Origin of the sequence: Flagellimonas alginilytica, from assembly GCF_042134605.1 — a bacterium.
Classification (GTDB): Bacteria; Bacteroidota; Bacteroidia; order Flavobacteriales; family Flavobacteriaceae; genus Flagellimonas; species Flagellimonas alginolytica.
The window spans coordinates 2,641,780-2,662,556 of record NZ_CP169638.1; the positions used below are offsets into that span (position 1 = coordinate 2,641,780).

Below are 20,777 nucleotides of genomic sequence, written 5' to 3' on the forward strand. Positions count from 1 at the left end.
TTGTGTTTTAGCTCATATTGAAATTTCTTTGGGTTTTACTTGGATATTGAGTTGATAAAACTCCCCTTACTTTCCTATCTTTGACCATTCTCAAAGAATACAGGATGAGCTTATTCAAAAATATATTTTCAAAAGACAAAAAGGAGACCTTGGACAAAGGCCTCGAAAAATCAAAGACCAGTTTTTTTGGCAAGTTGGGCAAGGCTGTGGCCGGTAAGTCCAAAGTTGATGATGAGGTACTCGATAGTCTCGAGGAGATTTTGGTCACTTCCGATGTTGGTGTGAACACCACACTTAAAATTATCGACCGAATCGAAGAGCGGGTATCCCGAGATAAATATTTGGGAACAGAAGAACTCAATACAATTTTACGGGAAGAAATAGCCGGGCTGCTCTCGGAAACGGAAACCGGTGAAGATAGTGAAGCCACGGTTCCAAAAGATAAAAAGCCTTACGTGATCATGGTTGTGGGCGTAAACGGTGTGGGCAAAACGACCACGATTGGAAAACTCTCCCATAAATTTAAGAATATGGGCCTAAAAGTGGTGTTGGGAGCGGCCGATACCTTCCGTGCAGCGGCCATTGACCAATTGGAGGTCTGGGCCAAACGTGTGGATGTCCCTATTGTGAAACAAAAAATGGGTAGCGACCCCGCATCCGTTGCCTTCGATACCCTAAATTCCGCGGTCGCGGAACAGGCAGATGTTGTTCTGGTGGACACAGCAGGCCGATTGCATAACAAAGTCAATTTAATGAACGAACTTTCCAAGGTAAAGCGCGTCATGCAAAAAGTGGTTCCAGATGCCCCGCACGAGGTACTTTTGGTATTGGATGGCTCTACCGGGCAAAATGCATTTGAACAGGCAAAGCAATTTACCAAAGCCACCGAAGTCACCAGTTTGGCCGTGACCAAATTGGATGGTACTGCAAAAGGTGGGGTCGTCATCGGTATTTCCGACCAATTCCAGATTCCAGTGAAATACATCGGTGTGGGAGAGGGTATTGAGGATCTTCAGGTGTTCAATAAATATGAGTTTGTGGATTCATTCTTTAAAATATAGCTATGTGCCGGTACCTTTGGTTTGTTTTACTGTTGATCGGATTCATTTCTTGTAAAGATCACAAGGCCAAGACCAACGAAAACATTGTACTCTGGACTCCCTACAACGATTCCACCGAAGTGGCTGCCAATGCAGAGCACGAAAATAAGAGAATGCGCTACAAATTTATTCAAAGTAAGGTCTTGGATAAAAATGAGGTGTTTCTTCCTTTGTATGATGAAGTCTCAAAATTTTCTGAAGAACGTTATGAAGCCATGAGACCCTTGGTTTTGGAGCAGGACATACCAACTATCCAAAGCCATATCGACCAAGGAAAATTCACTTATGAAGAGTTGGTGCTTTTTTATCTGCATAGAATCTACAAATACGAATTGCCCAACAGTACCACATTAAATTCCATAATCGCCTTAAATCCGAATGTGTTGCATGAGGCACGCCAGTTAGACGAATCACTGGAAATCCATCATCCTATTTATGGCATGCCCATTCTATTAAAGGACAATATAGGGGCCGCGGGAATGAAAACGACTGCAGGCGCCATTGCTTTAATGGAAAATGAAACCGATGATGCATTTATTGTGGAACGTTTGAAGGCAAATGGAGCCTTAATATTGGGCAAAGCGAACCTTAGCGAGTGGGCCAATTTTATTTGTGACGGATGTCCGAACGGGCAGAGTGCGGTCGGCGGACAGACCTTGAACCCCTACGGAAGAAGAATTTTTGATACAGGAGGTTCCAGTGCTGGCAGTGGCACATCTGCTGCTGCAAATTATGCCGTGGCAACAGTGGGCACGGAGACTTCGGGTTCCATTTTGTCCCCGTCCGGTCAAAACTCAGTGGTCGGACTAAAACCAACTATTGGTCTCTTGAGCCGAACCGGGATTGTTCCCATATCAAGTACTTTGGACACGCCCGGGCCCATGACAAAAAATGTGACCGACAATGCCATTTTATTGGATGCCATGTTGGGTAAGGATGAAACAGATTACAAATCGGTAAAAGCGGAACCGGGCATTTTATCCGCGTGGAATAATCCGGAGCCTTTAAAGTCAATCCGTTTTGGGGCGATACAAAGTTTAATGGAAGGTGATTCCCTGAATGCCGCTGCAGTAGCCAGATTAAAAGAAGTTGGAGCAGAGATTGTAACATTTGAAAACCAAAATTATCACCTGCCCTCTACATTTCTCACCTTATAGGAGGCAGATATGAAGAACGACTTGAAGACTTATTTAGAGACTCAGGTTAAAAATAAAGATGCTGTTAAAATAAGTTCGGTGTTAGACGTGGTAAGTTTTAATGGTAAAGATTCGTTGGTTAGGATTCCATACGGACAATTACGTTTTGAATCCATTCTGCGTGATTCAACATCAGAAGAAAGATTAAAAAGAATAAAAGAGGATGTGTTGTTTACGGGAAGAGGATATTTTGAACCAATGATCCAGAATGATTTGGATGTTTTGTTAAGCATCAATAATTACCATGCAGGTTACGCAGCAGCTGCTGAATATCCTGCCCTTACCGTTCCCATGGGCTATAAAGCAGATGGTGAGCCCGAAAATTTAACCTTTATAGGTCAACCGTTTTCCGAGGCCCTGCTATTACGAATTGGAAAAGCATTTGAGGATATTACCAACGCTCGAAAAATACCAGAAGGCTATCAAGACTAGTGTAATCGTTTTGGGATATTGTATCGGTAGAAACCTTCATTTCCAAAAATATATCCCAAATTGATCGTAATGCTCCTTGTTGTTGTATTTTTGCACTCCATTTAAAGAAAATATGCGCACAAAATCGCTCAAAAAGAACAAAATCAACGTGGTGACCTTAGGTTGTAGCAAAAATGTCTACGACTCGGAAGTGTTAATGGGACAATTGCGCGCCAACAACAAAGAAGTGGCCCACGAGGAAGAGGGCAATGTCGTGGTAATCAATACCTGCGGATTTATTGCCAATGCAAAGGAAGAAAGTGTCAATACTATTTTGGACTACGTACAGCGAAAAGAAGCAGGTGAAGTGGACAAAGTGTTCGTAACGGGATGTTTGAGCGAGCGGTACAAACCGGATTTGGAAAAAGAAATTCCCAATGTTGATGAATATTTTGGAACTAGTGATCTTCCCAATTTATTAAAAGCTCTTGGAGCCGATTACAAGCATGAGCTCATCGGGGAACGACTTACCACAACCCCTAAGAATTATGCCTATCTAAAAATTGCGGAAGGATGTGATCGTCCATGTTCTTTCTGTGCCATACCTTTGATGCGAGGAAAGCACCGAAGCACCCCCATTGAGGATTTGGTCTCCGAAGCAGCTAAACTGGCTGCGAACGGGGTAAAAGAGCTCATTTTGATTGCGCAAGACCTGACCTATTATGGCCTTGATCTGTACAAGAAAAGAAATTTGGCAGAATTGCTCCAAGCGTTGGTGAAAGTTGAGGGGATAGAATGGATCCGTTTGCATTATGCCTTCCCAACAGGCTTCCCAATGGATGTTCTGGAAGTAATGCGCAACGAGCCAAAAGTGTGCAATTATATAGATATTCCCCTTCAACATATATCCGATTCCATACTTAAAAGTATGCGGCGTGGGACTACACAGGCGAAAACTACAAAACTGTTGAACGATTTTAGGGAAACCGTACCTAACATGGCCATTCGAACCACTTTGATCGTTGGCTACCCTGGAGAAACCGAAAAAGATTTTGAGACCTTGAAACAATGGGTACAAGAAATGCGCTTTGAACGTTTGGGCTGTTTTACTTACAGCCACGAGGAAAATACACATGCCTTTAATTTGGAGGACGATGTTCCCGAAGAAGTAAAGCAAGAACGCGCAAACATTATTATGGAGATCCAATCACAGATTTCCTGGGAATTGAACCAAGAGAAAATAGGGGAGACTTTCCGCTGTATCATCGACAGGAAAGAAGGCAACCATTTTGTGGGCCGCACCGAGTTCGATTCGCCCGATGTGGATAACGAAGTGCTGATCGATGCCACCAAACATTATGTGAAAATCGGGGACTTTGTAAATATCAAGATTACAGATGCATCGGATTACGATTTGTTTGGGGAGCCAGCTTAAGCATCTGCAGCCAAATCAAACGATTCTTTTTCCATAGGATTCTCGGAAGAGAGCAAAGCTGTTTTGATCACCTCGCTCCAAATAGTATATCCTTTTTTGTTTAGGTGCAATCCATCCGACATGTACAGATCAGGTTTTGGCCGGTTGTCCGCAGTAATCATTTGTCCGAACACATTTATATACTGCGCATTAAGCTCTCCAATTGCGTATTTGGACAACAATAGATTGGTCTCTATGATCTGGGGAATCATGTCCTCGCGTTCTAAACTGGGTTTCAGGCTTATAAAAGCCAGTTCCACCTCAGGATATTTTTTAAGGATCATTTGAACCAGTTGGTTGCAGTCGTTCAAAACTTCTTGTGGCGATTTGCCTTGTGCAAGGTCGTTTTCACCGGCGTACAGTACAATTTTGCTAGGTTCTGCTCCTTTAAAGATTTCATCAAAATAATGAATGCACCACACATAGGTAGATCCACCAAATCCTAAATTAAGAACATTAAATGGAGTTAAATCCTTTTTCATTCCTACCCATAGACGCACAGAGGAACTTCCATAAAAAACAATCAGGTCGTTCTGGTTTTCCAGATTGTTTACCCTTCTTTTTAAACGCTTGATCTCGTTGCGCCATATTTCTGGTGGTTCTTCGATAACGTTTGGGACTGGTTTCATGTGCAATTCTTCGGCACGTTCCTTTGCTTCCTCTACGTACCCTGCGTAGGTGTACTGATAATGCTTTACAAAATCGGACAAATTTTTCCCAGTCTCCAATAGTTTGTCACTCAGTTTAAAAGGTTCGTGGATCTTACAGTAAAAAAGGCCGTCCGAAATGCGCTTATCAAAATTCACTAAGACAATAGGTACAATGTAAGGTTCGTTTTCCATGGATTGGGCCAGTTTAAAAACACCCATTTTAAAAGGCCCAGGGGATTCCTCGGTAGAGTAGGAGGTTCCTTCCGGACTAACGACCAAATTGTGTCCGGTCTGTAAAAATTCTGCGGCCGTTCTATAGAATATACTACGTGTTGCCTTTTTACATTCTTTGTCAACCGACTCAGAATCTTTGGTATAGACATTGATATATCCCAACTTGGTATAATAGTTTTGATGGCCATATTCTTGTCCCTGACCTATGCGCACCGTCCGGATACCAGGATCGTTATATTTATCATCCAATATTTTGGCACTGATAAAATGTGAATCCAATGTAATTTGAAATTTGTTGTTGAGCGTATAAAACGGATGGTTGAAAAGATGATTGTATATAAAAATACAGCCACTTTTGTCGGGAAGGTTATCAAGTCCTTCAATTTTATGCTGCACGTGTTCAAACGCTTTTTTTGTTGCAGTAGCGCAAGATTTGCGGATATCCATGCCTGTTTCGTTCTTATTTTCCGCTACCGTTTCATAAATATGCTGAAGTCCTTTAAGAAACTTTAGCTCCTGCATATCTTCTTGCAAAAGCTCCAAGCTCAACGAAGCGATATGTCGTTCCAGATGAGAGCCGTAGGAAATGAGTTTGGAGAGAGCATTGTACCCCAATTGTTTGGTGTTGGTATTGGATAGCAAATGCCCGACCTGATGCAAAGGGGATGATACGGCCAATCTTGATTTGTTGTTCTCTATCAATTGATAGACAGCTTGGAGGTTGTGCTTGCCCAAAAGTCCCAGGTAGCGGACGAAGGCTGCGTTGATCTGGTTGCCCATCAGCCAAAACAACCGCATAAAAAAGTTGTGTGCGAAAACGGAGCAATTGTCCAGCAGTTGTAGCAAATCCTTTTGATGGATAAAATAAATGGAGGTTTTCTGAGTAGTGACAGCGGAGCAAATATCCTTTTCTCCCATAGCACAGGACCAGCCAAAAATAAACCCCGGATTGTTTATGGACCGTTGGCGTATCTCAATGTTCCCTTCCAATCGTTTGATGGCAACTTCACCACTGATCAAAATAAAGAGCCCGTTGGTAAGCCTGTCTTGTATATAAAGTACTTCGTCGGGTTCATATTCCCGTCGTTCGGCAATGGAGGCGAGTTGTGATAGTTGCTGATCGTCAAAATAGTCCAAAAAAGGGGAGCGTCGCATCAAGGAGACTATTTCCGCCTGTTCGGTCGCCGGGCCCATAAAAAACTGTTGATCATTGTTCAGGGAGCGATAACGTGCAGCTTGTAACAAATCGGTCTGTTTTAAAAGTGCTTGCCTCAATTGATGGTATAACGAACGACTTATCTTTAGAATGGTTTGGTTGTTCTCAGTATGGGCTAGGTGATGGATTATTACTTCAATAGGTACTTCAAAAAAAGTAGCTTGATCGGAAGATACCACGATCTTGTACGTATACCTTTTTCTATCGTTGAGCCCATTTAGGCCCAAAATGCTCATCGGCTCTGAAATTTGACAGACCAAAACCTCTTCCTCCGTATCCTTGGTTGTTGTAAAATAGTCAAAGGTGCCTTGCAGTAACCATCGGAACGTATTCACTTTGGAGTGTATGTTGCAAATGGCATGTCCCTTTTGGTGTATGTTTAGGATACCGTTGGGAAATTGTTTTTTTAGATAAACTATATCCGTTTCAATGTGGTTCACAGGCCTGTTTCAAGTGTGGGTTGGTAATGTTAACTTCATCAAAAAAAAGCGGTTGACGAAAGAATTTGGGAATAAAAATCAATTTCAAAATAGGAGGGAGGTATGATAGCGATATTTATAAAATTAAGCCTTGTTATTGATCAATCCAATATTGCGAAGTGATCAAAAATATATCAGTTTTTAACTTTTGTCGTACTGCAGGAACATGTTGTGTTCAGACTGTTGAAAACTGATAATGGTCATGGTATTTAGGTTTACTGTGGGGTACTTTTAATACTTAGAAGGAAATCTTGCTTTCTTCAAAGAGGAACTGGGATATTCACAATTAACTATAACAATTATGAACCAAAATCAAAATAAACTGAAAGCCAGTGTTGCCTTGCTTCGCATCTTTATCGGGTGGCACTTTTTGTTTGAAGGTGTGGTGAAGATGTATAATCCGGAATGGACATCTTTTGGGTATTTGGCCACCGCACAAGGACCATTTGAATGGTTTTTTACCATGTTGATTGGTGATGCAACCATAGGTTGGGTGGATACCATGAACATTATTGCCCTTATGGTGGTAGGGGTAACCTTTACCTTGGGGGTTTTTGAACGAATCGGTGCCTTTGTCGGGGTAGGGCTATTGGCACTTTATTTTTTGGCACATCCGCCATTCCCAGGACTCACCCAAATGAACGTCGAGGGAAACTACTGGATCATCAATAAAAACTTGATTGAGCTGGTGGCCTGTATTGTAATATATCAATTGCCCACGGGAAGTTACTTTGGCTTGGATTATCTCAGAAAGAACAAACTTAAAACACAGGAACAATGAAATGGACTAGAAGAGACCTATTGATAGGGTTGGGCGGCCTTCCCATACTTGGAGCTGTATGGTGGGCAGGAGCGGCAACCTCGGTCAACTCGCACAAGAAGCGTTCAGAAATATTGGAGCAGCTCAATATAAAACCATCATTGCCACCTGCGGTTCCCGGGATAGGAGGCGACCCAGTTCGCATAGGGGTAATTGGATTTGGTATCCGTGGAGAGCAATTGACAAGGGCCTTGGGCTTTGCTACCGACGAGTGGAAAGAAGAAATGCGCTTGGCTGCCGAAGAAGACCCCAATAACAAAAGACTGGAGGATTTTGAGGCCCAAGAACGTCTCAACGTGAAATTGGTGGGCATTTGTGATGTATTTGATGTGCGGGCAGAGAAATTCATCAACTCTTTCTCCACGGAGGACAATAAGATCAAAAGATATTTGAATTATAAGGATATGATCAAAAGTGGTGAAGTGGATGCCGTGGTGATCGCAACACCAGATCATTGGCATGCCCCCATGTCCATTGAGGCTTTGAACCATAATGTACATGTCTATGTGGAAAAACCTATGACACATACGGTTGAAGAAACCTACACTTTGCGCGATGCTGCCGAAAAATCCGAAGCAGTGTTCGCTGTGGGACACCAGCACAGGCAAACCCTAAGTTTTAGGACCGCCCGCGATATTGTGGAAAAAGGGACTTTGGGGCATGTGTCGTTGATCCAGACCAACACAAACCGTAATGATGACAATGGCGCTTGGAATTATGATCTCCATGAGAAAGCCAGCCCCGAAACCATTGATTGGGAACAGTTTTTAGGTACTGCACCAAAAGTACCGTTCAATAAGAACCATTTTTTTAGGTGGCGTAAGTGGTGGGCCTATGGTTCGGGTCTTTCGGGCGATTTGTTGACACACGATTACGACAGGTTAAATTGTGTACTGAACATGGGTATTCCGACTGCGGTCAGCGCTTCGGGCGGAATTTATACCCATAACGATGGTAGAAATGTTCCGGATGTGATCCAGGTGAATATGGAATTTCCCGAGTTCAGTACCGGAAGCAGTCAAACCAAGGGCAAAGAAAGGGGAATGACCTTTTGTTACAGTGCCACTTTGGGCAATGGTTTTAATCGACCTACAATTTTAATGGGACACGATGCTACCATGGAACTGGGCAATAGATTAACTGTTTGGCCCGATAGCGCATCCACCCGATATGCCGATATGTTGGAGGCTGAGAAAATGAAACCCAATGTGCCCATTTACCAATATGATCCAGCTGCAGGGTCGACCGATGCGGTTTCATCGGCCACATCGCAATATTTTGCCGATAAGGGTCTTATGTGGACCTATATTGACGGTGTTCGTGTAGATTCTACTTTCTTACATATGCGGGAGTGGCTGAGTGTAATTAAGAATGGCGGAAATGTGAGCTGTGGCATTAAAGAAGGTTTTGATGAGGCCATTTCGGCACACATGGCCGGCTTGTCCTGGAAATTGGGCAGAAAAATAGAGTGGGATGCAGCCAGTCAAACATTAAAGCCCATTGAGGGTGTCGATTTTGACCAAGTACTGTTGGCCAACGATAATTGGAACATCCAGCCAGAAATGGTTGATGAGGTTTCTTGACTTTTAGGATTTTAATCCGGAAGTGGGATGTTGCCGAGTAAGATAAGATTACGAGGCAATGTCCCGCTTTTTTATAATGGTATATTTTAGGGATGGATTATTTTTTACGCTCCAACTCGATTTCATAAATCTCTCTTCCTAACTGTGCCAGAAACGGAATTCCTATTTCGTCATACTCATAAGTGCTATCGTTAAATATGCCATTGCTGTTTACCAAAATGGTTGCGGTAAGTATAAAATCCACATCGTTTTCAGCGTCTTTAATGTAGGCGCAATCCGTTAAGGTGCCGTAGGCATAGCCTACTTTGTTGTAAATTTTTATATGGTCTGGCATGGGGTCCGTATTGTCTCCAAACATAAAAAACTTAACATAACTATCGTAATACTCATCCGGGTCATAACCCACCTTAGCGGGTAAGGTGTGCATGGCGGTGTGGAGAAGCTCGTATTGTTTTTCATTTAAATTAAAACGCTCTTCTGCAGGAAATGCTTCAGGAAACATCACCCTTTTTAATAAGTTGCTCTGGGCTTGGATAGGGTAGTAATTCTTTAAACTAAAATCGAACGGGGTCTTTTGGAGTTTATCATCGCCCATAAAACCGATTCCCTTTTTAATGTTTTGCAAATCCAATGGGAGTATCGGGTCGTTTACTATAGGAGCGCTCATGGTGGTCGTGGAGTCGTTTAGGTAAAAAACCAAAGACTTTGTGGTGACCTCGTCGGCATTGCTGGTGGATAAACGGTGGGAAATCCTAATGGGGGAAACGCCACGGTCCAACATTCTTTTATTAAGGTCGTCCTGACCCAAGAATTCAATTAACCTGTTGTTGGCGACATTGTCCGAAACCGCAAAAATCTCCGATATGGCCTTTGCGAATGTGGTTTGTACAGAATCGCCTTCCACAAAAAAGGTGGAATGGGCGTTCAGTGTATCGATTTCGTTCAACTTTTCCAAGGCAGCCACTGCAGCTGGGAACTTGACTGTGCTCGCTGGATAGAAATAATTGTTTTTTTCTACCTGAAAATCATAATCGGTAAAAATAATGCTGTCGTTCCTACGGTCAATTTGAGTATATCTGATCTGCACTTCGTGGGCATCCAGATTTTGCATAACATTGGCAATCTTTGGATCGGTAGAGGAAAGCGCTTTTTGCAAAGGGTCGCTGGGGCCGTTCTCTGCACAGGACGTTATCAAACCCAGCATACAGAGAATTGAAAGTTTACGTAACATATATTTAAATTTCACCGTTATACACCTGGCCCCTGTGTGGTTTAAGGATGCTTCTCACTTCCTTTAGCTCAAATTCTGCGACGACCAAAAAGGCAATACTGTGCGTGGGACTGTAATGTTCGATACCGCCCAGGTCGTATTTTAATTCCTCGACTTCAACAAACTCTTTTAGGTGTTTTAAATAGTGTTCTGCGGTATGGGCTGCGCTTGGTCCTCTAAAATCCCAAATAATTTTTATTTTTCTATCCAAAAGTTTTTCCATTGTTTTTAAGATTCGGTTACAGATTTACCGGTTTCGGCAAAGGCTTTAAAGTCTTGCATATATTTGAACGATTGTTTTTTGAACGCTCCGGGCATTAGAAAACCCATTAACTTCATTCCAAATCCAGAAAATTGAAACTCGGTTTCGGAAACCCAACGGGTTTTGTCTCCTTCATCCTTAAAGTAGTTTTTTTGGATGTTGTGCACTCCCTTGGTGTCGTAGGTCATGTGCATTTCTTCGGGCAGTTTTCTTTTGATGATGGTCTCTACCATGTCCATTTCCCTTTTCCCCATTTTATAGCTGAGGCTCATTTGGGCACCTTCTTGTCCGGGGGTCTTGGACAGTTGTTCATACTTGATCAATCCTCGTTGCCAATGTTTCATATTTTCGGGGTCGTCCATTTTTTTAATGAACTCGTCCCGTGGAATATCCACAACAATTTCGGTAGTGTACTTCATTTTTAGTTTGGTTTTGCACTAAAGTAGCAATTTCTGTACATCTATCCCGATTAAAAAATCTGTTAATGATATGAGAACCTTCTTGTAAGGGATTTAGTAATTGTTATTTTTGCGAAATGCTTAAGCACCAAAAAAATACGCTTTTCCTTATTTGTGCATTGTTGGTCATACTTTTTTCTTCGTGCGAAGGTATGTTCAATAAAGATGAAGAAAAGGAACCTTTGGCACGTGTGGGGGATGCCTATCTGTACAAAGAGGATGTTGCATCGTTGGTAGATGATGACATGACCCCCGAGGATAGTACAATTTTCGTTACCAACTACATTAATACTTGGGCATCCAAACAATTATTGTTGACCAAGTCAAAAATCAACTTGCCTGGAGAAAAGTTGGCAGAATTCGATCGTTTGGTGTCCGATTATCGTGCTGATCTCTACACAAGGGCCTATATAGAAGCCTTGGTGAACCAGTCCCAGGATACTGCTGTTACCCAAGGCCAATTGTTGGAATTTTACGAACAGGAAAAAGAAAACTTTAAACTTAACGAAAAGTTGGTGCAGTTGAGGTTTGTGGGCATGTCCAGTCAGTTTTTGGATAGGAAAGGTGTGGAGGACAAATTAAAAAAATGGGACAAGGCCGATAAGCGATATCTGGATTCTATCGCGGTACAGTTTAAAAAAATACATTTTAACGACTCCATCTGGGTAAGCGCTTCGAGGGTAATTGCAGAAATCCCGCCGTTGAACCGTGCCAATGAAGAGACGCACTTAAAAAAATCACAATTTTTTGAGTTACAAGATTCGTTAGAAGTATATTTGGGCTTGGTGACCAATGTATTGGAAGTCAATGAAACAGCTCCTTTTGATTATGTTGAGCCCGATATTAAACAACTGATCTTGAACAGAAGACGATTGAGCTACGTAAAAAAACTTGAAACCGATATTATTGATGAAGCCATTAAGAAGAAAGAATTTGAGGTTTATGACAATGAGAATTAAAGGACTTTCCATCGCATTTTTTGCCATGGTAGGATTGGTGCAAGCACAGGAAATGGACCAAGCACTTGGAACAGACTCCACGGCTAGTGGAAACAAAATAAAACTGGATGGAATTGCCGCAGTGGTAGGAGATTACGTAATCTTGGAATCCGACATAGACAAAACACTTATCGATTTAAAGAACCAAGGCGCCTCCACCGAAGATATTACACGCTGTAGCCTCTTGGGAAAATTAATGGAGGATAGACTTTATGCGCACCAAGCCGTACAGGATAGCTTGTTGGTATCGGACGATATGGTAAATGCACAAAGTGACCGACAGATACAACAGCTTACCCAACAGATCGGTAGTGTGGAAAAAATGCTCAGCTATTATAAAAAGCCGGATATGGAAAGTTTTCGTGAAGAGCTTTTTGAAATAAACAAACTTCGAATGCTTTCCGAAAAAATGCAAAGCAAGATCGTAGAGGAAATCGAAGTTACTCCCGAGGAAGTACGTCAGTTTTTTTACAAGATACCCGAAGATGAACGCCCGGTATTTGGTGCGGAACTGGAAATAGGACAAATTGTAAAACAGCCCGAGGCACCAGAAGAAGAAAAACAAAAGGTGATCAATGAGCTGAACAAGATCAGGCAAGATGTTCTGGAAAACGACGGAAATTTTAGGGTAAAAGCCATTCTACATTCAGAGGACCCTGGCTCTAGACCAAATGGCGGTTTTTACAGTATTACCAAAGAAACGCAATTTGTTAGGGAATTTAAGGATGTGGCCTTTAGTCTAAATGAAGGCGAAGTTTCCGAACCATTTGAGACTATTTTTGGCTACCATATCATTTTCGTGGAGAAAGTAAGAGGGCAAGAGCGGGATATTCGTCACATTCTCATGATTCCGGATATACCACAAAGCGCAATAGATAAAGCAGTAAGCGAATTGGACACGATTCGTCAGCATATATTGGATGGCAAATACACTTTTGCAGAGGCAGCATTGAACTTTTCCGATGAAAAAGAAACCAAGTTCGATGGCGGATTGTTGCGTAACCCTATCAATTTTGATTCTCGTTTTGAGCTTACCAAAATGGATCCAACACTTTACAATCAAGTTAGGGACCTAAAGGATGGGGAAATATCAAGGCCCATCCGTGAAGATGATCCAAGAGGAGGACCTCCAAAATTCAAGATCATGAAAATCTCTAACCGTTACGATGAACATGAAGCGGATTTTGCCAAGGATTATCTAAAAATCCAAGAGCTCGCCCTAAGGGAAAAACAGTTTAAGGCCATAAAAGAATGGATGGACGAGCATATCGAAGACACTTATATCCATGTGGACGATGAGAGTAAAAGCTGCAATTTTGCGAACAACTGGGTAAAGCAATAATTGTATGTCGGATGTAACAGCGGTTGAAAACCTGGTAAAAAAGCACCAAGATTTAAAAAAAGAGATCGCCAAGGTCATTGTTGGCCAAGAAGAGGTTATCGAGCAAATACTGCTATCCATATACACAGGGGGGCATTCACTGTTGATCGGTGTTCCCGGTCTGGCAAAAACCTTGATGGTCAATACCATTGCCCAGACATTGGGGCTGGACTTTAAAAGAATACAATTTACACCAGATCTAATGCCGAGCGATATCTTAGGTAGCGAGGTGCTGGATCAAAACCGCAATTTTAAATTTATAATGGGGCCGGTTTTCGGTAACATTATTTTGGCGGACGAAATTAACCGTACCCCGCCCAAGACCCAGGCAGCTCTACTGGAAGCAATGCAAGAAAGAGCCGTTACCATTGCGGGCAAACAATACAAATTAAATCGGCCTTATTTTGTTTTGGCCACACAAAACCCGATAGAACAGGAGGGAACCTATCCGTTGCCCGAAGCCCAATTGGACCGTTTTATGTTTGCCATAGAACTCAAATACCCCTCCATTGAAGAAGAAATACAAGTGGTGAAATCTACCACTTCGGATAATGAAATCCAGATAAATACCCTGTTTAATGCCGACGAAATCATTGAGGTTCAGCACTTGATCAGGCGAATACCTGTTCCGGACAATGTGGTGGATTATGCCGTAAGATTGGTTAACAGAACCCGGCCAAATCAAGACGGTGCATCGGATTATGTAAATAATTATATCGATTGGGGGGCAGGCCCACGGGCATCACAAAATTTGGTACTCGCAGCTAAGGCACATGCGGCAATCCATGGAAAATTCTCTCCGGACATTGAAGATGTAAAAGCAGTGGCCCTGGGAATATTGCGCCACAGGATACTTAAAAACTACAAAGCGGAAGCAGAAGGTATCACAGAGGATAAAATTATTGGGGAATTATTATAAAATAATTTTCCTCGTACTTATTTAGTACGATTCTAATTCCAAATTACTTTACGATTTAGTAAATTTACCGAATTACGAAAATCTAAAAACTCAATTGTATAATGGCATTTGATATAGACATGATTAAGGGCGTTTACGCTTCCATGGGGGAACGCGTGGAAAAAGCCCGAGAACTGGTTGGTAAGCCCCTAACGCTTTCGGAAAAGATTTTATACTCCCACTTGTGGGACGGCGATCCAGAAAAGGCATATGTAAGAGGAAAGGATTACGTTGATTTCGCTCCCGATAGAATAGCTTGTCAGGATGCAACAGCCCAAATGGCCTTGCTACAGTTTATGCAAGCAGGAAAAGATAAAGTGGCGGTGCCGACCACAGTTCACTGTGATCACTTGATTCAAGCCAAAGATGGTGCTGCGGCAGATTTAAAGCATGCCAACGAGACCAGTAGCGAGGTATTTGATTTCTTGGGTTCTGTATCAAATAAGTATGGAATAGGATTTTGGAAACCGGGAGCAGGTATCATCCACCAAGTAGTATTGGAAAATTATGCATTCCCGGGCGGAATGATGATCGGAACAGATTCCCACACCGTAAATGCAGGTGGCCTGGGTATGGTAGCTATCGGAGTTGGTGGAGCCGACGCGGTAGATGTAATGGCCGGTATGGCATGGGAACTTAAATTCCCAAAGTTGATCGGTGTAAAACTTACCGGTAAACTTTCTGGTTGGACAGCACCCAAGGACGTAATTCTAAAAGTGGCCGAAATCTTGACCGTAAAAGGGGGAACAGGAGCCATTGTTGAATATTTTGGCCCTGGCGCAACCGCAATGTCCTGCACAGGAAAAGGAACTATTTGTAATATGGGTGCCGAGATAGGTGCAACCACTTCTACCTTTGGATACGATGAATCCATGGAGCGTTACCTAAGGGCGACCGATAGATCTGATGTAGCCGACGAGGCCAATAAGGTAAAAGAGCACTTAACAGCGGATCCAGAAGTATATGCCGACCCAGAGCAATATTTTGATCAAGTGATCGAAATTAACCTATCCGAGTTGAAGCCCTTGTTGAACGGTCCTTTTACCCCGGACTTGGCAACGGAAGTTGGAACTATGAAAGAAAAAGCCGAAGCCAATGATTGGCCTTTGGCCGTGGAATGGGGATTAATAGGCTCTTGTACCAATTCTTCTTATGAAGACCTTTCAAGAGCATCGTCCATTGCGCAACAAGCGTTGGACAAAAAACTAAAAACAAAAGCGGAATTTGGAATTAACCCAGGTTCTGAGCAAGTTAGATATACCACGGAACGTGACGGTATCTTGGAAATATTCGAAAAATTGGATGCCAAGATATTTACCAATGCCTGTGGACCTTGTATTGGTCAATGGGCACGTTACAAGGACCCAAAAAATGCACCAAAGAACAGTATTGTACACTCCTTTAACCGAAACTTTGCAAAACGTGCGGACGGTAACCCAAATACCCACGCCTTCGTAGCTTCACCGGAAATGACCGCTGCAATAGCCATTGCAGGCCGTTTGGATTTTAACCCGTTAACGGATAAGTTGATCAACGAAGATGGCGAAGAAGTAATGTTGGACGAGCCAACAGGATGGGAGTTGCCACCAAAAGGATTCGAAGTAAAGGAAAACGGATACGAAGAGCCCCAAAAAGATGGAAGTGGTGTGGTTGTAAAAGTTTCTCCGGATTCTGAACGTCTACAACTTTTGGAACCATTTACACCTATTACCGTGGATAACCTACAGGGTATGAAGCTATTGATCAAAGCCTTCGGAAAATGTACCACGGACCACATTTCCATGGCAGGACCTTGGTTGCGTTTTAGAGGTCATTTGGACAATATTGCCAACAATACGCTAATTGGTGCGGTAAATGCATTTAACCAAAAAACCAATTTTGTCAAGAATCAATTGACTGGAGAGTACGGCGGTGTGCCAGATACGCAACGTGAGTACAAAAAGAATGGGATTATGACGATAGTTGTGGGTGATCATAACTATGGAGAGGGATCTTCCAGAGAGCATGCTGCCATGCAGCCACGTCATTTGGGCGTTGCGGTCGTTTTGGTAAAATCCTTTGCAAGGATCCATGAAACAAACCTTAAAAAACAAGGGATGTTGGCCTTGACCTTTGCCAATGAGAGTGATTACGATTTGATTCAAGAAGACGATACATTCAATATTGTGGATGCTGCAGAATTTGCGCCGGACAAACCATTGACCATTGAGGTTGTCCATGCGGATGGAAGCAAGGATACCATAATTGCCAACCATTCGTATAACGATGCCCAGATAAAGTGGTTCAACGAAGGTTCGGCCTTAAACTTGATCAAAAAACAGAATGCTTAATTGTATCTAAATAATTTGTCAAAACTCCTGACGTTATACTGATGTCAGGAGTTTTTATTTTTTGAGAAACACATTTTAATGAAGATCAGTAGAAAGACCATCCTCAATGTTATATTGATTCTTTTCATCCTATCTTTTTTTGTTACTCCGATTGGGTATTATGGGAAAATTTGGTTGAACCGTGCTTTTTCATTTTCACCATCGGTAATAGAAAAGTCGGAACGTCAACAGATAACCGATTACGATTGGCAGCTAAAAGATGAAGATTGGAACTTTTTTAACTTTAAAAGATCTAAAGGAAACGTAATCCTTATCAATCTATGGGCATCCTGGCGATTGCCCTCCGAGGCTGAACTTGCAAGTATTCAAGAGTTATACGACAAATATAAAGGGAAGGTGGATTTTTACATCATTACCAACGAAGAGCAAGAGCCTGTTAAGGCTTTCATGGAAGAAAACAATTTTACATTCCCTGTTACCTATTTGATCATTGGGGAAAAAACCGCAGTGGATACTAGTAAAGTGCCATCCTCTTATGTAATCGATAAAGCGGGAAATATTGTAATCCATAACGAAGGAATCGCTGACTGGAGCACTACAAAGGTGTACAATTTACTGGATGAATTAATTGCGGAATGAAAATTACCAAAGAACAGATCAGTAATGGTATATGGATATTGGCCATCTTGCTCATACTTTTTACACCTATTGGTTTTCATGTAAGGGTTTGGGTCAATAAAGTGGTTGCTGTTGTAGTTAGTCCGGGCACGGTAAACAAAAACGAGCAGTCCGTATTGGAAGATTACCATTGGGATCTTGTGGATAGGGAGGGGAATAAAATGAACCTTATCTCTCACAAAGGCAGAGTTGTATTGATCAATGTTTGGGCTACATGGTGCCCGCCTTGTGTAGCAGAATTACCAGGTTTCGCCGATTTGTACAAGGATTATGGCGATAAAGTTGTTTTTGCTTTTGTCGCCAATGATGACGAAGACAAAGTTTCGGCCTTTTTAGATAAAAAGGAGTATGATCTTCCCGTTTATTTTCAAGCTTCCTATACGCCCAAAGTTTTGGCAAGCAACTCAATTCCTGTTACTTATATTTTAGATAAAGAAGGCAACATTGTGGTCAATAAAACAGGTGCTGCCAATTGGAACTCGGACAAGACCAGAGCACTTTTGGATAATCTACTTGCCGAATAAAATCAGTTTTTCTTAAAATATTTAAAGGGAACCAGCAACATGCCAAAACACTCGCCATCTTCTTTTCCCAGATGCTTGTGGTGAATTTTGTGCGCTCGGCGTACACCTCGCGCATACCAATTATTGGCGTTTCTAAATATTTTGAAGCGCTGGTGTATAAAAATATCGTGGACCATAAAATAAGCGATCCCATAGGCAAGTATTCCAAAACCCAATGGCCAGCCGTACCAGAAGGACGTATAGCTGCCCAGATAAAATAGTACCATGCTCACCACGGCATAAAAAATAAAGAAGGCATCGTTCCGCTCAAACCAGGAGTCGTGGTCCTTTTTATGATGGTCCTTATGAAGGCTCCACAAAAAGCCGTGCATGACATATTTATGGGTGAACCACGCCATAAATTCCATAAAGCAGAAGGTCGATAAAAATATTAATATCCAAAGTGCTACTTTCATTGTACCAGTTGCAATTTATAGTTTACATAGGATTGGGCCAAGAGCCCAAATTTTTGATAATTGGGTACTCGAATCCGGGTATTTTTGATTTCCAACGGGGGGGTGCTCTGTAATTTTTGAAGCAATTTTTTGTAGTAGCGATACGCAGTGTAGACTCCAAATTTAGCTTGTTCCGGTAATTGAACAATACCCGAATACCCTAATGCAAAATCAGCTTTAATTTCGTCCACGATACGTTTTTTGGATGCTTCGTCGAGTTCCATTAAATCTGTATTTGGGAAATAAGTTCTGTTAAGTTCTTCATAATCGGCTTTTAAGTCTCGGAGAAAATTTACTTTTTGGAAGGCAGAACCCAGTGCCATCGCAGATTCTTTTAATTTTTCGTATTTCTCTTTATCTCCTTGAACAAAAACGCATAGGCACATCAATCCCACAACATCGGCAGAACCATAAATGTATTCGCGATATTCATCAAATGTCTCGTACCTCTTTTTGGTAAGGTCCATTCGCATACTTTTCATAAAAGAGGCAACCAAATGGTAAGGTATATCGTACTTGTGATAGGTGTGCTGAAAAGAGTTCAATATTGGGTTGAGGCTAATTTTTTGCTCGATAGCACGATCCATCTCATTCTCAAAAGCATCAAAAAGCTGCTTTTTGTCGTACTCATGAAAGGTGTCCACAATTTCATCCGCAAATCGAACAAAACCATAAATGTTGTAAATGTCCGCTCGGATGGAGGGAGCCAACATTTTGGTCGCCATGGAAAATGAAGTACTGTAGGACTGGGTTACAATCTTACTGCAACTATACGAAACGTCGTCAAAAATAGTTTTCATCTTTTTTCTTCTTTAATGATTAAATCGGCCACCAGTTTACCAGATATCAGGGAAGGTGGGACCCCTGGTCCGGGAACGGTCAACTGACCGGTAAAGAACAAGTTTTGGACCTTACTACTTTTAAGGTTAGGTCGCAAAAAAGCGGTCTGGCGCAGAGTGTTGGCCATACCATAGGCGTTTCCTTTGTATGAATTGTATTGTTCCACAAAATCGTTTACACAAAAACTATCTCTAAAAATTACGGAATTTTTTACAGGTTGTTGGGTCAGATTTTCGAATCTGTCCATGATTATATCAAAATATTGGTCTCGCAGTTCGGGTGTATCCTCAAGGTCTGGAGCAATCGGTATCAAGAAAAATCCGTTTTCTTTGCCATTGGGAGCCATGGAGGCATCCGTTACGGACGGAAAATTAGCATAGAACAAAGGTTTGCTCGGCCATTGTGGGCGATCATAAATTTCCTCGGCATGCTGTTCAAAATCAGTGTCAAAAAAAAGATTGTGATGCTCAATGTTTTCCAACTTTTTATCGAATCCTACATAAAAAAGAAGAGATGAAGGGGCGTATGTTTTTTTATCCCAATACTCCTCGGAGTACTGTCTATATTTTTTGTCCAACAGGGTTTCGGAATGGTGGTAATCCGCTCCACTTACCACAAAATCGGCTATTTGGTTTGTGCCCTTGCTTCGGATACCGAGCACTTTGCCCTCGGATACCAAAATATGGCTGGCTGGACTGTTGGTGTGTATGGTTACGCCCAAGGATTCGGCTAAGCTCTTCATGGCCTTTATAATCTCGTACATTCCTCCCTTTGGATGCCAAGTGCCCAGTCCAAAATCGGCAAAATTCATAAAATTGTAGAAAGAAGGCGTATTACTGGGTTTTGCGCCCAAAAACAAAACGGGAAACTCTAGCGTGGATACCAATTTTGGGTTTTTGAATCGCTTTCTAACCTGCTGGCTTATGGTTTTAAAAAATTGGTCGACTTTTAGAACGGTTTCTTTGGTTACCAATTCCAACGGTGAAAGACCAGGTCTGAGAACAACTTTGTTAATGGCAATGTTATAGTTTTCCTGGGCTTGGCCTATAAACTGTTTTAGGTGCTGACTGCTACCGGACTCAATACGTTCAAATTCATCACAAATGGCATCCATACAGTCGCCAATGGTCATGGTGTCGTCTTGGAAGAAGATCTTGTAGGCGGGGTTGAGTTTGTCCAATTGATAGTAATCGGAAGTTTTTTTACCGAAATCGGCGAAGAATTTATCAAAAATATCGGGCATCCAATACCAACTTGGACCTATGTCAAAAGTAAATCCTTCCTTGGTCAGCTGCCTTGCCCTGCCGCCCACAGTGTCGTTTTTTTCAAAAATTTCAACGGAATAACCGGCCTTTGCCAAATAACAGGAGGCAGAGAGCGAGGAAAAACCAGAACCGATTACTATTACCTTTTTCATTCGT

General features: G+C 42.1%; 17 protein-coding genes and 1 pseudogene. 11 read left to right on the forward strand and 7 right to left on the reverse strand.

From position 1 onward, the window contains the following. The first annotated feature begins 104 nt into the window (after positions 1 to 104). The 3 genes and pseudogenes from ftsY (at position 105) to rimO (ending at position 4,142) form a co-directional block, all read left to right on the forward strand. Positions 105 to 1,061 (forward strand): signal recognition particle-docking protein FtsY, encoded by a 957-nt coding sequence (gene ftsY / locus ABTP35_RS11765; protein WP_293296179.1) that lies wholly within the window; start codon positions 105 to 107, stop codon positions 1,059 to 1,061. A gap of 2 nt (positions 1,062 to 1,063) precedes the next feature. After that, positions 1,064 to 2,728, forward strand: a pseudogene (locus ABTP35_RS11770) (amidase family protein). Positions 2,729 to 2,840: 112 nt separating this feature from the next. Continuing rightward, positions 2,841 to 4,142 carry a 30S ribosomal protein S12 methylthiotransferase RimO gene (gene rimO / locus ABTP35_RS11775; protein WP_375334206.1) on the forward strand — a complete coding sequence of 434 codons (1,302 nt, stop codon included), beginning with the start codon at positions 2,841 to 2,843 and terminating at the stop codon, positions 4,140 to 4,142. On the opposite strand, the gene ABTP35_RS11780 is transcribed toward rimO, so the two are convergent. After that, entirely contained in the window at positions 4,139 to 6,721 is a 2,583-nt protein-coding gene (locus tag ABTP35_RS11780; RefSeq protein WP_375334207.1) for a cyclic nucleotide-binding domain-containing protein, read from the reverse strand. The genes rimO and ABTP35_RS11780 overlap by 4 nt on opposite strands. A gap of 340 nt (positions 6,722 to 7,061) precedes the next feature. On the opposite strand from ABTP35_RS11780, the gene ABTP35_RS11785 reads away from it, so the two are divergent. Both ABTP35_RS11785 and ABTP35_RS11790 read left to right on the forward strand, forming a co-directional pair. After that, positions 7,062 to 7,541: a DoxX family membrane protein gene (locus ABTP35_RS11785; RefSeq protein ID WP_252080183.1), complete on the forward strand. Its 480-nt coding sequence runs from the start codon at positions 7,062 to 7,064 to the stop codon at positions 7,539 to 7,541. Further along, entirely contained in the window at positions 7,538 to 9,163 is a 1,626-nt protein-coding gene (locus ABTP35_RS11790; RefSeq protein WP_375334208.1) for a Gfo/Idh/MocA family protein, read from the forward strand. Before ABTP35_RS11785 ends, ABTP35_RS11790 begins: the two co-directional genes overlap by 4 nt. A 97-nt stretch (positions 9,164 to 9,260) precedes the next feature. Here ABTP35_RS11790 and ABTP35_RS11795 read toward each other — a convergent pair whose 3' ends face one another. From ABTP35_RS11795 to ABTP35_RS11805, 3 genes are read right to left on the reverse strand one after another with little or no spacing between them, the layout of a single operon-like run. Beyond that, a complete protein-coding gene (locus tag ABTP35_RS11795; protein ID WP_375334209.1) occupies positions 9,261 to 10,367 on the reverse strand; it encodes a serine hydrolase in 1,107 nt (368 codons plus the stop codon). A gap of 31 nt (positions 10,368 to 10,398) precedes the next feature. Next, entirely contained in the window at positions 10,399 to 10,656 is a 258-nt protein-coding gene (locus ABTP35_RS11800; protein WP_224837741.1) for a hypothetical protein, read from the reverse strand. A 5-nt stretch (positions 10,657 to 10,661) separates the two neighbouring features. Then, positions 10,662 to 11,114 carry an SRPBCC family protein gene (locus tag ABTP35_RS11805; RefSeq protein ID WP_224837740.1) on the reverse strand — a complete coding sequence of 151 codons (453 nt, stop codon included), beginning with the start codon at positions 11,112 to 11,114 and terminating at the stop codon, positions 10,662 to 10,664. Positions 11,115 to 11,230: 116 nt separating this feature from the next. Here ABTP35_RS11805 and ABTP35_RS11810 point away from each other — a divergent pair, with 116 nt between their 5' ends. From ABTP35_RS11810 to ABTP35_RS11835, 6 genes are all read left to right on the forward strand, one after another. Beyond that, positions 11,231 to 12,112: a peptidyl-prolyl cis-trans isomerase gene (locus ABTP35_RS11810; protein WP_293296168.1), complete on the forward strand. Its 882-nt coding sequence runs from the start codon at positions 11,231 to 11,233 to the stop codon at positions 12,110 to 12,112. Continuing rightward, positions 12,096 to 13,493, forward strand: coding sequence for a peptidylprolyl isomerase (locus ABTP35_RS11815; RefSeq protein ID WP_224837738.1), 1,398 nt, complete (start codon positions 12,096 to 12,098; stop codon positions 13,491 to 13,493). Before ABTP35_RS11810 ends, ABTP35_RS11815 begins: the two co-directional genes overlap by 17 nt. Positions 13,494 to 13,497: 4 nt before the next feature. Then, complete coding sequence (locus tag ABTP35_RS11820) at positions 13,498 to 14,451, forward strand: MoxR family ATPase (RefSeq protein WP_293296165.1); 954 nt, start codon at positions 13,498 to 13,500, stop codon at positions 14,449 to 14,451. 101 nt (positions 14,452 to 14,552) lie between these two features. Then, positions 14,553 to 16,820, forward strand: coding sequence for an aconitate hydratase (locus tag ABTP35_RS11825; RefSeq protein ID WP_293296163.1), 2,268 nt, complete (start codon positions 14,553 to 14,555; stop codon positions 16,818 to 16,820). A 78-nt stretch (positions 16,821 to 16,898) separates the two neighbouring features. Beyond that, complete coding sequence (locus ABTP35_RS11830) at positions 16,899 to 17,459, forward strand: TlpA family protein disulfide reductase (protein ID WP_375334210.1); 561 nt, start codon at positions 16,899 to 16,901, stop codon at positions 17,457 to 17,459. Beyond that, a complete protein-coding gene (locus ABTP35_RS11835; RefSeq protein ID WP_293296159.1) occupies positions 17,456 to 18,022 on the forward strand; it encodes a TlpA disulfide reductase family protein in 567 nt (188 codons plus the stop codon). The genes ABTP35_RS11830 and ABTP35_RS11835 overlap by 4 nt, the downstream gene beginning before the upstream one ends. 2 nt (positions 18,023 to 18,024) lie before the next feature. Here the strand turns inward: ABTP35_RS11835 and ABTP35_RS11840 are convergent, their stop codons facing one another. From ABTP35_RS11840 to ABTP35_RS11850, 3 genes are read right to left on the reverse strand one after another with little or no spacing between them, the layout of a single operon-like run. Next, the gene (locus ABTP35_RS11840; protein ID WP_252080172.1) at positions 18,025 to 18,477 is read right to left on the reverse strand and encodes a sterol desaturase family protein; all 453 of its coding nucleotides are present in this window, start codon (positions 18,475 to 18,477) and stop codon (positions 18,025 to 18,027) included. Further along, complete coding sequence (locus ABTP35_RS11845; RefSeq protein ID WP_224837732.1) at positions 18,474 to 19,316, reverse strand: phytoene/squalene synthase family protein; 843 nt, start codon at positions 19,314 to 19,316, stop codon at positions 18,474 to 18,476. Before ABTP35_RS11845 ends, ABTP35_RS11840 begins: the two co-directional genes overlap by 4 nt. Continuing rightward, positions 19,313 to 20,773: a phytoene desaturase family protein gene (locus ABTP35_RS11850; protein WP_375334211.1), complete on the reverse strand. Its 1,461-nt coding sequence runs from the start codon at positions 20,771 to 20,773 to the stop codon at positions 19,313 to 19,315. The genes ABTP35_RS11845 and ABTP35_RS11850 overlap by 4 nt, the downstream gene beginning before the upstream one ends. Positions 20,774 to 20,777 lie beyond the last annotated feature (4 nt).

What these genes read in the sequence shown, in the direction of transcription:
- ftsY (WP_293296179.1), top strand. Translation starts at nt 105, where the DNA reads ATGAGCTTATTCAAAAATATATTTTCAAAAGACAAAAAGGAGACCTTG.
- rimO (WP_375334206.1), top strand. Translation starts at nt 2,841, where the DNA reads ATGCGCACAAAATCGCTCAAAAAGAACAAAATCAACGTGGTGACCTTA.
- ABTP35_RS11785 (WP_252080183.1), top strand. Translation starts at nt 7,062, where the DNA reads ATGAACCAAAATCAAAATAAACTGAAAGCCAGTGTTGCCTTGCTTCGC.
- ABTP35_RS11790 (WP_375334208.1), top strand. Translation starts at nt 7,538, where the DNA reads ATGAAATGGACTAGAAGAGACCTATTGATAGGGTTGGGCGGCCTTCCC.
- ABTP35_RS11795 (WP_375334209.1), bottom strand. Translation starts at nt 10,367, where the DNA reads ATGCTGGGTTTGATAACGTCCTGTGCAGAGAACGGCCCCAGCGACCCT.
- ABTP35_RS11800 (WP_224837741.1), bottom strand. Translation starts at nt 10,656, where the DNA reads ATGGAAAAACTTTTGGATAGAAAAATAAAAATTATTTGGGATTTTAGA.
- ABTP35_RS11805 (WP_224837740.1), bottom strand. Translation starts at nt 11,114, where the DNA reads ATGAAGTACACTACCGAAATTGTTGTGGATATTCCACGGGACGAGTTC.
- ABTP35_RS11810 (WP_293296168.1), top strand. Translation starts at nt 11,231, where the DNA reads ATGCTTAAGCACCAAAAAAATACGCTTTTCCTTATTTGTGCATTGTTG.
- ABTP35_RS11815 (WP_224837738.1), top strand. Translation starts at nt 12,096, where the DNA reads ATGACAATGAGAATTAAAGGACTTTCCATCGCATTTTTTGCCATGGTA.
- ABTP35_RS11820 (WP_293296165.1), top strand. Translation starts at nt 13,498, where the DNA reads ATGTCGGATGTAACAGCGGTTGAAAACCTGGTAAAAAAGCACCAAGAT.
- ABTP35_RS11825 (WP_293296163.1), top strand. Translation starts at nt 14,553, where the DNA reads ATGGCATTTGATATAGACATGATTAAGGGCGTTTACGCTTCCATGGGG.
- ABTP35_RS11830 (WP_375334210.1), top strand. Translation starts at nt 16,899, where the DNA reads ATGAAGATCAGTAGAAAGACCATCCTCAATGTTATATTGATTCTTTTC.
- ABTP35_RS11835 (WP_293296159.1), top strand. Translation starts at nt 17,456, where the DNA reads ATGAAAATTACCAAAGAACAGATCAGTAATGGTATATGGATATTGGCC.
- ABTP35_RS11840 (WP_252080172.1), bottom strand. Translation starts at nt 18,477, where the DNA reads ATGAAAGTAGCACTTTGGATATTAATATTTTTATCGACCTTCTGCTTT.
- ABTP35_RS11845 (WP_224837732.1), bottom strand. Translation starts at nt 19,316, where the DNA reads ATGAAAACTATTTTTGACGACGTTTCGTATAGTTGCAGTAAGATTGTA.
- ABTP35_RS11850 (WP_375334211.1), bottom strand. Translation starts at nt 20,773, where the DNA reads ATGAAAAAGGTAATAGTAATCGGTTCTGGTTTTTCCTCGCTCTCTGCC.